General features: G+C 55.2%; 9 protein-coding genes and 19 tRNA genes. All 28 read left to right on the forward strand.

Annotated elements, in window-relative coordinates:
* The coding region (locus RSSM_RS30160) for a sensor histidine kinase (protein ID WP_044304060.1) at positions 1 to 958 on the forward strand (958 nt) is incomplete at its 5' end.
* A gap of 307 nt (positions 959 to 1,265) precedes the next feature.
* Complete coding sequence (locus tag RSSM_RS30165) at positions 1,266 to 1,730, forward strand: hypothetical protein (RefSeq protein WP_008688919.1); 465 nt, start codon at positions 1,266 to 1,268, stop codon at positions 1,728 to 1,730.
* A 186-nt stretch (positions 1,731 to 1,916) separates the two neighbouring features.
* Positions 1,917 to 1,990, forward strand: a tRNA-Pro gene (locus RSSM_RS30170).
* A gap of 133 nt (positions 1,991 to 2,123) precedes the next feature.
* A complete protein-coding gene (locus RSSM_RS30175; RefSeq protein ID WP_008688922.1) occupies positions 2,124 to 3,365 on the forward strand; it encodes a tyrosine-type recombinase/integrase in 1,242 nt (413 codons plus the stop codon).
* Between the two features lie 99 nt (positions 3,366 to 3,464).
* Entirely contained in the window at positions 3,465 to 4,505 is a 1,041-nt protein-coding gene (locus RSSM_RS30180; protein ID WP_144060240.1) for a hypothetical protein, read from the forward strand.
* Between the two features lie 133 nt (positions 4,506 to 4,638).
* Positions 4,639 to 4,929 (forward strand): DUF1580 domain-containing protein, encoded by a 291-nt coding sequence (locus tag RSSM_RS30185; protein ID WP_008688927.1) that lies wholly within the window; start codon positions 4,639 to 4,641, stop codon positions 4,927 to 4,929.
* Positions 4,930 to 5,049: 120 nt separating this feature from the next.
* The gene (locus RSSM_RS30190; protein WP_063709157.1) at positions 5,050 to 5,382 is read left to right on the forward strand and encodes a hypothetical protein; all 333 of its coding nucleotides are present in this window, start codon (positions 5,050 to 5,052) and stop codon (positions 5,380 to 5,382) included.
* Positions 5,382 to 6,197 (forward strand): Replication protein O, encoded by an 816-nt coding sequence (locus RSSM_RS30195; RefSeq protein ID WP_008688933.1) that lies wholly within the window; start codon positions 5,382 to 5,384, stop codon positions 6,195 to 6,197. Before RSSM_RS30190 ends, RSSM_RS30195 begins: the two co-directional genes overlap by 1 nt.
* Positions 6,194 to 7,564, forward strand: coding sequence for a replicative DNA helicase (locus RSSM_RS30200; protein ID WP_044304061.1), 1,371 nt, complete (start codon positions 6,194 to 6,196; stop codon positions 7,562 to 7,564). Before RSSM_RS30195 ends, RSSM_RS30200 begins: the two co-directional genes overlap by 4 nt.
* Positions 7,565 to 7,879: 315 nt before the next feature.
* Positions 7,880 to 8,113: a hypothetical protein gene (locus tag RSSM_RS30205; RefSeq protein WP_008688936.1), complete on the forward strand. Its 234-nt coding sequence runs from the start codon at positions 7,880 to 7,882 to the stop codon at positions 8,111 to 8,113.
* Positions 8,114 to 8,621: 508 nt separating this feature from the next.
* Positions 8,622 to 8,693 (forward strand) — tRNA-Phe (locus tag RSSM_RS30210).
* Between the two features lie 57 nt (positions 8,694 to 8,750).
* Positions 8,751 to 8,851: transfer RNA gene (locus RSSM_RS33495), tRNA-Pro, on the forward strand.
* 187 nt (positions 8,852 to 9,038) lie between these two features.
* Positions 9,039 to 9,111, forward strand: a tRNA-Lys gene (locus RSSM_RS30215).
* Between the two features lie 11 nt (positions 9,112 to 9,122).
* Positions 9,123 to 9,195, forward strand: a tRNA-Ile gene (locus RSSM_RS30220).
* Between the two features lie 25 nt (positions 9,196 to 9,220).
* A tRNA-Lys gene (locus tag RSSM_RS30225) sits at positions 9,221 to 9,293 on the forward strand.
* Positions 9,294 to 9,384: 91 nt separating this feature from the next.
* A tRNA-Thr gene (locus RSSM_RS30230) sits at positions 9,385 to 9,455 on the forward strand.
* 52 nt (positions 9,456 to 9,507) lie between these two features.
* A tRNA-Gly gene (locus RSSM_RS30235) sits at positions 9,508 to 9,578 on the forward strand.
* 8 nt (positions 9,579 to 9,586) lie between these two features.
* Positions 9,587 to 9,658, forward strand: a tRNA-Asn gene (locus RSSM_RS30240).
* Positions 9,659 to 9,765: 107 nt separating this feature from the next.
* A tRNA-Gly gene (locus RSSM_RS30245) sits at positions 9,766 to 9,837 on the forward strand.
* Positions 9,838 to 9,944: 107 nt separating this feature from the next.
* A tRNA-Gln gene (locus RSSM_RS30250) sits at positions 9,945 to 10,019 on the forward strand.
* 86 nt (positions 10,020 to 10,105) lie between these two features.
* Positions 10,106 to 10,181, forward strand: a tRNA-His gene (locus tag RSSM_RS33500).
* 15 nt (positions 10,182 to 10,196) lie between these two features.
* Positions 10,197 to 10,269: transfer RNA gene (locus RSSM_RS33505), tRNA-Asp, on the forward strand.
* 107 nt (positions 10,270 to 10,376) lie between these two features.
* Positions 10,377 to 10,451 (forward strand) — tRNA-Glu (locus RSSM_RS30255).
* Positions 10,452 to 10,472: 21 nt separating this feature from the next.
* Positions 10,473 to 10,556: transfer RNA gene (locus tag RSSM_RS33510), tRNA-Ser, on the forward strand.
* Positions 10,557 to 10,679: 123 nt separating this feature from the next.
* A tRNA-Trp gene (locus RSSM_RS30260) sits at positions 10,680 to 10,750 on the forward strand.
* A 20-nt stretch (positions 10,751 to 10,770) separates the two neighbouring features.
* Positions 10,771 to 10,842 (forward strand) — tRNA-Val (locus RSSM_RS30265).
* A gap of 12 nt (positions 10,843 to 10,854) precedes the next feature.
* Positions 10,855 to 10,928, forward strand: a tRNA-Leu gene (locus tag RSSM_RS30270).
* 63 nt (positions 10,929 to 10,991) lie between these two features.
* Positions 10,992 to 11,062: transfer RNA gene (locus RSSM_RS30275), tRNA-Ala, on the forward strand.
* Positions 11,063 to 11,107: the final 45 nt, after the last annotated feature.

Raw genomic sequence — 11,107 nt, forward strand, 5'->3', positions numbered from 1 at the left:
GACCCTGAGCGTCAAAGCCTTCAACCTGAACCGTCGTCAATCCAACTTCATCGACGCCGTCACCCACGAACTGAAAAGCCCGATCGCGTCGCTCAAGCTGTATCTACAGACAATGACACGGCACAGCGTCAACGCCGAGCAACAACAGGAATTCCACAAAATCATGCTCGACGATGTCGAGCGACTCGACTCCCTGATCAATCACCTGCTCGATGCCGCACGAGTCGAACGCGGGACCGAACCGGAGGAGGCAACCGACTTCTTGCTCTCAGAACTCCTCACCCAAGTCAGCACGGCCGCGTGCGTGCGATACAAAATGCCCTCCGAAACTGTCAGCATCGAATGCCCCGCTGTCACGCTGCACGCACCACCAGTCCAAGTCGAAATTTTGTTTCGCAACTTGATCGACAACGCGATCAAATACGGCGGCAGTCCTCCCCACGTCCGAATCATCGCTCGGATGAAAGCCGTGCCTACCGGGGAAGTCACCGTTTCGGTCTGCGACAACGGGGCCGGCATTCCCGCCAACCTCCGCCGCAAGGTATTTGGACGATTCGTAAGACTCGGGAACGAACTCGAACGCAGCAAACCAGGAACCGGACTCGGACTCTACCTCGTTCGCAACGTCACCCACGCGCTCGGCGGACGGATCAATATCGGCGACGCAACCGATTTGCCCGAAACGGCTACCGACTCATCGACCAAGCTTTCCAGCGAAACGGATTCGAACACGCCGTCGCAGGCTGCCCAGAATAGCCCGCCAGGCGATCTCGGCGATCCGGAAAACGCCGCCCCGACTCAGCCTCGCGAGACGCTCGAACAAACCGAAGCAACGGCGCCAACACAGCCCAACCCAACGAGGCCGCTCGCGGCACGCCGGCGGATCTCCGGGACGCGGTTTGACATCACTCTTCCCGACGCCACGCTCGCCCCGCCGACCACCGCCGAATCGAGCTGATCCTCGCGAGACAACTCCTTCGAGGTGGACACTTTGCCAACATCCACGGACGAGCCCGCCACGCAAAAATCACCCCGGTCAACGCGTCGCTGACGTCGCGTGCCGCATTCGCATTTGACCGCCTAAAAAACACGGCGGTACGCTGATCGTTAAGGTCCACCGCACCGGAACGAGCAGTGTCGCCCCGACGGGCTAACGAGTGAAAAAGCTGATTTAGTCGACAATCTGCATCCGGCGTGGTTATACTCTCCATCGACGCTTTTCCCCGACATTTCTTATCCCTCGAACGAGCGCAGGAAGTTTTCATATGTCCGTCGAAGACAACCCACTGTCGCCCATGTTTCGCATTGACGTTTCGGCAAAATCCGAGTCCAGCCCCTCGATGTCTAACGAAGAACTCACCGTCCAGTTGCTTCGGCAGATGCTGATCGGTCAACAAAAACAGACCAAACTTCTGTCCGAACTCGTCCAGCAAAACGCCGCGATGCACAAACAGCGTGCTGGCGAACTGCAACAGTGGAAAGATGCTCACCCTGAACTCTCGCGTGCTTGCCGACGCGCCGCCGAAACGCTGAGCGAAGTGCAAACGGAATTCCTGCAATCGATCACTGAGGAAATCGACGACTCAGGTGAACACCTGATCGAGGGCGAGTACATGCTCAACGAATTCATCGATCGCTTCGGACCTCGCATGGCTCACCTCAACGGGATCCTGCAAGTCCTCGCGCAGCTCGGTACCGGCGAACCAGTCGCCGAACAACAGGAACTTTAAACGCGACGACCCGCGTAACCGGAACCGAAATTCGCTTGCCGAACAACTCTCCAAAAAAAATCGCAAGCGTATCTTTCCACAAACGGCTCCGTCCGCTACTCTCTGGCGACTTCGCGGAAGTGAGCGATTTTCTCGCCCTCCGCGACCGAGTCTATCGGTGGACTCCCATAGAGAATTAAAAAATACCGGGGCGTAGCTCAGCCTGGCAGAGCGTCTGGTTTGGGACCAGAAGGTCGCACGTTCGAATCGTGTCGCCCCGATTTTTCAAAATATTGTCTTTCTCTTATAGCCGAAACACCCTCCGGGGTGACCGCCTTGTGAAGGCGTGCGGCGCTTTTTTCGAACGAGCCAAAACGGTACATACCGTTTTGGCGTTCACAGAGCGTTGCACCCATGCCAAAACTCACAAAGTCTCTTCCCAAGTATCGTAAGCACAGACGCAGCGGCCAGGCCGTCGTCAGCATTGCCGGGCATGACGTCTACCTCGGGCCCTACGGAACCAAGGCTAGCCGCGCTGAATACGATCGCGTGATTGGTGAATACCTCGTAACCGGCCGACGGGGATCAGCCGAAACGAACAGGAAACCGCTCACGATCAATCAGTTGATCTTGGCGTACTGGAAACACGCCAAGTCCTACTACCGCAAAAACGGCAAACCGACCAGCGAATTGTCGGCAGTGAAAACCGTGCTCGGTCCGGTTCGGAGACTCTATGGCCGCCAGCCGGCATGCGAGTTTGGCCCACTCGCATTGAAAGCGATCCGTGAAACCTGGGTAACTGCGGGGCATACGCGAGGAACGATTAACAAGAACGTTGGTCGAATCGTCCGAGCCTTTAGGTGGGCGGCGTCAGAAGAGTTGATCCCGGTCGAGATCCACCAAGCACTGGCAACCGTGGAAGGACTCAAGAGGGGCCGCACCCTGGCCCGCGAGTCTAACCCGATTCGACCTGTCGATGTGGAAATTGTCGCTGCCACGCTTGAGCAACTCTGCCCGGTTGTCCGAGACATGATCCGAACCCAACTTCTCACCGGGATGAGGCCAGCAGAGGTCTGCTCAGTCCGCCCCTGCGACATCGACCGAGAAGGTGATGTCTGGGAGTTTCGGCCGGCCAGCCACAAAACCGAACACCACAACCGTGAGCGCGTTGTGTACATCGGACCGGAGGCACAAGCAATCTTACGGCCCTACCTCCTGCGAGCCGATACGGCGTTCTGCTTCTCTCCGGCCGAAGCGGTCAAAATGCAGCAAGACGAACGAAATGCGAAACGTGTTACTCCCGAATCGTGCGGGAATCGTCGCGGGCACTGCAGTGAAGGACTCAAAAGCAAGGCCGCGAAACGAAAACCCAGCGAACGCTACATCACAGATTCCTACCGAAAAGCAATCCATCGCGCATGCGACCGCGCCTTCCTGCCCAACGAAAAACTCGAAGGGGATGCTCTGAAAATTTGGCAATCCGAGCACCGATGGTCCCCCAATCAGTTGCGTCACACAAAGGGGACTGAAATTAGAAAACAGTTTGGACTTGATGCCGCCCAAGCCGTGCTCGGTCACTCCTCGGCCGACGTCACGCAAATCTATGCGGAGATCGATGCCGAAAAAGCGCGTGAAGTCGCAAGAAAAATCGGCTGAAAGGCAACTGGACTGGAGTGCGTCACCGTACGCCACAAAGCTATCGCGTGGGTCAGAATGTTCTCCTGAATCCACACCGTATCAAGTATGGGAGGCAAAATGACCGCGGGAATAACAGTCGCCAAAGCTGACAACTCCAGGGTTCAACAGGAGGCAGAAGAGATCGCGAGAATCTCGCTCAAAGCCTCGAAATCGATGAGGGAGATTATCGCATTCGAGTGGGAAAAGCTCGCCACGGAACAATTCGGTCTCGTGCGACCGACGGAGCCTCATCTCACGGAGTCGGCCGGCACTCTTCTTGATCATGCGGAATCGATTGCGGTCGCGGCTGAATCGCTGCAACGCCCCTTCAAAGACGATGCGATCAACATCTTATTAAGACCTCAGCTTGAGGCCATGTCCGACAAGGATATCGCCCCGCCGGCAAACCTGTCGTGTTGGGCAGAGCACGTTGCCGCAATCTGTCGCGCCTACGCCGATCGGTTGTGGCCAGCGGTGGAAGAGGAACTCCGCGCGAAATCCTTCGCCGACGTGCGCGGCTTCCTCAGCCTTCGGCGCATCACGCCGTTCCAAATTATTGAGCTCGTGCAATACCCACTGAACGCTCTCCGAATTGACATCGACGAAGCAAATCGCCTCACGAGATTCTGTCGATTTGAATGGAACGCTGCCCTGCAAGAAAACACTTCTCGAGCGGCAGTGGTGCGTGACCGGACTGCCGCCGTTGAATCCGAGCGAACTGAACCGAGTCCGCCCGCGAACGATATCAACTCGCGCAGGCCAGTTCGCTTCGCCAACGTCGCACGTAGCCACACTCACCAAGAGACAACGAAAGAATCAGGCGACCTTCCGTGGCGCGAAGTCACGGCGAATCGAGACGCGATCGTTCGAACGATGGTTGAAAAACGGGTCATACAAAGCAATTTAATGACTCGTGGCACCATCGTTAGACTCGCTGGCTTTGACCCTGGTGACGATCTCGACAGCGTCTTTCGTTGGCTTCGCAAAAAAGGATTTACCGATTCGGATCAGGGACACAATGGAGGAACGTTTCTTACAGAAGCAGCATTTCACCAGGGAATAATGTTGTATTCCGAGCCATCTCGTCAGGCGCATTTGGAACAATCCCCTGAGACTTAACCGGAGAAACACCTCAGAGAAACCTTAGAGTTCCTGCGAATCCTTACCAGAATCCGTTTCATAGTCATTCATGACGTCGCACGGATTCACACCCAACCTTGCGGCGTCTTACCCAGACCCGTGAGGTTTTTTAATGCAACTCGACAATGACCCATCAATCAAGCTGTCCGTGGCATGTCGCGAATACAAGCAGATGACAGGCGACACGATCCACGTCTCGTCAATGCATCGCTGGGCAACCCGCGGACTCAAAGGCATCAGACTCCGCACCGAGTACGCCGGCGGGCAACGCCGCACAAAACGCAGGTGGCTCCAAGAGTTTTTCGACGAAGTGACCGCGGTCGCCAATGGCTCGTCAGCGCCCCGAGATCCGTCCTGTACCGAGACATCGGTTGAACGCGAGCTCGATGCGGCAGGTATCTAGTCAACCAAATGCAAAACGACCACACCGAAGTGTGGTCGTTTCGCGTTTTCAGACTCTCTCTTCAGTGTCGTCAGTCTTGCCGGACCCGAGACGACACCAAATTAAATTTGGAGCAATCAAATGGTACCCAATACAGAAGCTCTGGCAACCACTTCCGTCTCAATTTACTGCGGAATCAGTCAAGCGAAATTACCGCCCCAGTCTTGGACTGAGATCGTGCAGATCGAGGGCCGCCTCGGCGAGCTAGCGAAGCACGCCGAGGCCAGCGGAAAGCAGTTTCGCGGCCGACGATCGGTTGCTTGGTGGCGACGCTGGGAATCGATCAAACGCGAGGCGTCACGCCATGTAGGCTGGAACGCTCAAAAACAACCACTTGCGACATCATCGGCCTACGAAATCTCAATCGCCGAACTGTTTGCCGCATTTTCGGGCCGGCGAGAGGCAGGCCGATAATGGACTACCCGAAACGAGAATCTCATTACGCCCACAAATTGACTCGGCTGCTATTCAAAACCTGCGCCGCGCAATCAATGGGACCACACGCGATCTGTTTGATTATCCACGTCGCGCACACCGAAGATGCGTCTCGATACCAAGGGCCAGTGCGGTTTTGGAATTCCCAGTTGATGGAGGTGCTTGGACTCACGAGTCCGAAGCAGCTCAATAACGCCAGGCAAGCGGCCGTCGACGCCGGGTGGCTCGTCTACGGACGAACAAACGACCGTTCGGTTGGCCACTATTGGACCAGCATCCCGGAGTCTGTTGCAAGCTTCGACACTCCCCCTCTTGAGGCGATGCATTCCGCATACGGAACACAAAACGGAACACAAAACGGAACACAAAACGGAACACAAAACGGAACACGAAACGGAACACGAAACGGAACGCAAAGCGGAAAGCCTTCTAACCCTATCCCTAACCCTAAGAAAGTGTCCGCACTCCGTGCCGACGCTTCTGACGTTGAACTCGCTCGATGGATGTTTGATCGGGTGCGTCGAATCGCGCCAAAGGCCAGAGAACCCAATTTTGCAAAGTGGGGAAACACCATCCGACTGATGCGTGAACGCGACGGGCACTCGCTGGCCGAAATCAAAGAAGTATTCCAATGGGCTAACGAGCACACCCAGTTCTGGGCCGTCAACGTGATGTGCCCGGAAAAGCTCCGCGAGAAGTTCGCGCGGCTCCACGCCGAATCGCAAACCGGGAATCACTTCATTCCCTTGGTCTCAAAACAACCTAAACGCAGAGCAAAGGTCATCAGCGCATGAAATCCTGTCAATCCAACAGCAATACAGCTATGGTCCCGCAAGACAGCGAGGCTGAAATGGGAGTGATTGGTGCCATGCTTCTCGAACCGACTATCGTCGATGAGATCTTGGCATTGGTGAGGGCGGCTGATTTTCACGTCGAAGCAAATCAGATCGTTTTTCACGCGATTTCACTTCTGCGAGCTGATTGCAAGCCGATCGATATCACCTTGCTGACGACCCATTTGCGTGACGTCAACCAATACGATCGGGTAGGTGGCGGTGCTTACCTGGCCAAGCTATCGGTATCGGTGGCCAGCGTCAGTAACGCACCGGCGTATGCCCGAATCGTTGCAGACCGAGCCAAACTTCGACGACTGATTGAACTCGCTAATGAGACAATCGCAGATGCCGTGACACCCGGGTCCGATCCGATCACGCTAGCAGAAACCATGCGAGCGAAAATCGATCAAGTCGCGGCCGATGCATCGGGCGGCGGGGGTTGCATGACGTTGCACGCCGCCGCCTGCCAACGCCTCGAACTGCTTGAACATCCTGAGCAAAGCAGCCTCGGACCGTTGCTCCCGAGTGGAATCGGATGCCTCGACGACACCTACGGAGGATTTCGATGCGGTGGTTCCTACGTGATCGCGGCACGTCCGGGAAAAGGCAAGTCTGCCCTGATGAAGCAGATTGCCAATGCCCTAGACCTTCGCGGCCGAGCGACCCTCGTCGTCAGTCTCGAGATGGAAGAGCACGAAATTGCTGCACGAATCCTGTCCGAACGATTGAGCATCGACGGCAAGCTATTCGAGGTCGATGAAGCCGGCGTTTGCCAGATCCCCGAACCCGAAATGCAGAGCCTTCGCACAGCAGTGGAGGACTGCAAACACTCCTTGATGAGACTTCACGCTCCCAAGGGGCGGCAGGCAACGATCGGTGGCATTGCCGCCCTCGCCCGGTTGATGAAGGCGAAGTACGACATCAAAGTGGTTGCGATTGATTATCTGCAACTGATCCACAAGAGCGATCCGCGGCAGTCTGACTACGAGACGGTGACCGAGTGTTCAAAAGCGTGCAAGCAATTAGCCCGAGAACTTGGAGTCGTCGTTCTGTTGCTGTCACAACTCAACCGCGACAGCGAAAAGCAGATGAAGCAACCGCGTCGTCCGAGGCTATCTGATCTGCGTGACTCCGGCAGCATCGAGCAGGATGCTGATGGAGTGATCTTCTTGCACCAACCCAACGAAAACAGCGACGACTATGAATTGGTGATTCCAAAATGGAGAAACGACTCGCCCGGGATGTTCAATGTCCGACTGGTGGGCGAATTCACGAAGTTTGATCCGGGCAATTATCACTCTGAATTCTGCGAATACTCGTCGTGAGTAACACAGCCATCCTCGACGACGACCAGCCCACCCTTTTCCTCACCATGCGAGTCGATGTCATTTCCCGCGATTGGCTCGCTCATAATTCCGCGTTTCCCTCCGCATTGATGGGCGACCTCCACAGAGATCGACTCAGACTCGATTGTCGCACCTCGAGAGATGTTCGCGACCAGCCGTTCCCGTCCTACCTCACACCTTCCTTGCCACCTCGGTAAATGTCAGCCGTCAGTAGTATTCTCGCAAAAGGTATTGCCGGGTAAAACTTGTTCAACAAGTTTATTCAATTCAACCTTCACTGGGACAGATGTCGTCATGGCAAAGAAAAAAGCAGCAAAGAAAACCGCAGCGACGAAGAAAGCACCAACGCTCAACGATATTTACAATGAGGTCGCTCGCAAGGCAGATACCGATGGCCTGGAAATCAACGTCGCAGAAACGAAGCGAGTCCTGGCTTGTTTCTTCGATGTCCTCGAAGACTACAAACCCGCCGAAGCGTTCGATATCGTCGCCAAAGGCCTGAAACGAGCCGGAACTCGGCGGCGCTAGGAAACACTCGATAGCAAATTCATTTGCTCCGTCAAATGAAGCCCAGGTCGCAGTGCCGCTGAAAAGCGACACGCTCCATATCTACTGCGATGTCGGAACGCATCACGAGTACAAATGGCGAATCATCACGTTTGGGGAGATAGCATCATGGTCTCGCACATCTCTTTTCTGTTGAAATTGAGATTCCCAGCGAACCATCTAGCCGCGAGAGAGTCTATCTCTCCGAACACACAAGTCACATTCACAGACGAGCGAGTAACGAGCTTTCTGATGTTTTCAAAAAATCAATCCAGTCGACTCGAACAGATACACGAAGGCAGTCTCTTCGGCGCCCCTGTCCATAGTGACAGCCCGTTGAATACAGATAATGCCCCGGCGTATCCGCGTCTGATGTGACACTCGCTTTCATAAGCGAACGACTTCTTTATGAAGGCTCGGTGTCACGCAGACATCGAGCCTTTTTTCGTGTCCGCATTGCAGCGGGCAACCCCAACAACGAACCCAATATGGGCTGGTAGCTGAGACGGTCTAGCGGCGGTCTGAAGAACCGCAGACGAGGATTCGAGCGCCTCCCGGCCCACTGACAAGGAAGATATGCGCCGACGGAATGGTCCGCGGCGAACACTAGCAACAACATCGGATACAGGTGCAGATGGAAGCACGCCTGCTTTGGGAGCAGGAGACTGTTTTCGTTTGTGGGTGGCTCCGCCACGGGCGGTTCGACTCCGAGGTGTCCGACTTTTGAAACGACAACATGGTAGTCGAGGGCTGGTCGCCCCCGCGTCAGCCAAAGGGAAAACCCGGCGCCTGATACGCGGGTCGCGCTGAGTTCGATCCTCGGGGCTACCACTTACGACAACGACTCGAAAGGAAACCAACATGCTGCCTGCACTGCGATTGAAACGCATAGCCGCGACTGAACATCGGGGCTGTGGTGTAACTGGCAGCATGACGGACTTTTAATCCGTTCGGTGAGGGTTCAACTCCCTTCGGCCCCATCGCTACACATCGGCGTGTAGCTCAGGGGTGAGAGCGGCGTCCTTATAAGGCGACGGTCGCGGGTTCAATTCCCGCCACGCCGACTGAAACGAAACAACGACAACACATGGGATTGTGGCAGACAAGGTAATGCATCGGACTCTTAATCCGAGCGATGCGAGTTCGATTCTCACCGATCCCACTTGGAAATAGCGACTAGCTATTAGCCGTTAGCGATTAGCTCCAGCACGGAAAAGCTATTTGCTAAGAGCTAACCGCTAGATGCTACTCCAGCACTGATGGTCTAACGGCAAGACTCCTCCGTCGTAACGAGGTGATGCGGGTTCGATTCCGGCTCGGTGCTCTTGAACGCTTCGGCGTATTGATCTTTGACAATGTGGTAGTGATGCATTTTTGCGCCCATGATGTAGCGGTAGCCTGCTGCCTTGCCATGGCGGAAGTGTGGGTTCGACTCCCACTGGGCGCTTGCAAGAATCCGGTGTGGCCCAATGGTAAGGCGGCTCCCTGTTAAGGAGACGAGTGATGGTTCGAGTCCATCCGCCGGAGCTTCGCGAAGTTTGAAGGGCAGAAAGAAGTTTGAATGGTGAAGGGTGAAGTTTGAAACAACGAACCCGAACTACAACTTTCACCCTTCTCTCTTCAAACTTCATCCCGTGTCCTTGGCCGAGCGGCAAAGGTTCCGGGCTTCCAATCCGGCTAGGTGGGTTCGACTCCCACAGGACACTCTTTCGTTGTCGAAAACTCTCTCCGGCGCGTCGTCGCGACGTGAGCCTTTGAAGCTCGCAGGTCGGGTTCAATTCCCGGACGGAGTGCTTTGCATTGAAGACTAAACGCCGGAGTAGCAGTTGTTGGTCGCTGCACCTCGCTCTGAACGAGGAGTTCATTGGTTCGATTCCAGTCTCCGGTGCTGATGTTTTTCTCGGGTATAGCTTGGAGTAAGCGGTGTGGTTTGGGACCACGCATGGACAGTGTGCGACTCACTGATACCCGACTGTGGCTAGATCTGGTGCTGGTTTCCAGAGACTCACTGTGAATGAGTTTGTCGCCGGTTCAATTCCGGCTAGTCACCCTCGCGAACATTTTCGGTGGCAAATTCCTCTGGGAAGGAAGCTTGATTGTCTATCAAGTCGCTGCGGGTTCGACTCCCGTTGCCATCGCTTTGCAAACGCCGCATTCGACTACTGGCTAGGTCGGCTGCTTCTCAGGCAGCAGGAAGGAGATCGAAACTCCTATGCGGTACTCGCTTCGATCGAAGCAACAAAACGGCGTGGTAGATTCTGATGGCAGAATCGTCTGGTTTTCATCCAGGAGTCCGCGGGTTCGATTCCCGCTCACGTCACTGCGTTCAATGACGCACTACGGAAGTCACCCGGCCGGATGAGGACACTGTCTTGAAAACAGCTGCGGCTAATTACCGTTGTGGGTTCGAGTCCCACGGCTTCCGCTTGTTTGACGAAATCTTGGGAGCGTTTCCACACGGGAGGTTGTAACCCTTCTGCCTTTAATTGTGTGGTAGTCGGCGAGAGGTGCGATTCCTTGCGTTCCCACTTGTTTTGAAAAGTTTCACACGTCTCTGGTGTAACGGTAGCACTGCTGATTCCAAACCAGTTAGTCAGGGTTCAAATCCTTGGGGACGTGCTCTCCGGATCGACAAACGCAGTCCTGTGGTCCAACGGCTACGACACCTGTTTTACACGCAGGAAACGATGGTTCGATTCCATCCAGGACTACTTTTTCCAAACGCCCAGATACGCCAATCGGCAGAGCGACTCGGCTTAAACTCGAGTGTTTGCAGGTTCGACCCCTGCTCTGGGTACTGAAAAGTTTGAAAGAGGCGAACCCGCAACGGTGCAAGGTCCTCTTCAAACACGAAACATATGGGGCGCTCGTCCAACGGGAAGACGTCTGTGTTGCAAGCAGAAAATCAGGGTTCGATTCCCTGGTGCTCCACTTATCAAAACGGCTCGGTAGGCAATTGGCAGACCACTTTGGCTT

It is taken from the genome of Aporhodopirellula sallentina SM41 (genome assembly GCF_000346505.1).
GTDB classification, from domain to species: domain Bacteria; phylum Planctomycetota; class Planctomycetia; order Pirellulales; family Pirellulaceae; genus Rhodopirellula; species Rhodopirellula sallentina.

Bases quoted from the DNA above. Each gene is read 5' to 3' on its own strand.
- RSSM_RS30165 (WP_008688919.1), top strand. From the start codon at position 1,266: ATGTCCGTCGAAGACAACCCACTGTCGCCCATGTTTCGCATTGACGTT.
- RSSM_RS30185 (WP_008688927.1), top strand. From the start codon at position 4,639: ATGCAACTCGACAATGACCCATCAATCAAGCTGTCCGTGGCATGTCGC.
- RSSM_RS30200 (WP_044304061.1), top strand. From the start codon at position 6,194: ATGAAATCCTGTCAATCCAACAGCAATACAGCTATGGTCCCGCAAGAC.
- RSSM_RS30175 (WP_008688922.1), top strand. From the start codon at position 2,124: ATGCCAAAACTCACAAAGTCTCTTCCCAAGTATCGTAAGCACAGACGC.
- RSSM_RS30195 (WP_008688933.1), top strand. From the start codon at position 5,382: ATGGACTACCCGAAACGAGAATCTCATTACGCCCACAAATTGACTCGG.
- RSSM_RS30205 (WP_008688936.1), top strand. From the start codon at position 7,880: ATGGCAAAGAAAAAAGCAGCAAAGAAAACCGCAGCGACGAAGAAAGCA.
- RSSM_RS30190 (WP_063709157.1), top strand. From the start codon at position 5,050: ATGGTACCCAATACAGAAGCTCTGGCAACCACTTCCGTCTCAATTTAC.
- RSSM_RS30180 (WP_144060240.1), top strand. From the start codon at position 3,465: ATGACCGCGGGAATAACAGTCGCCAAAGCTGACAACTCCAGGGTTCAA.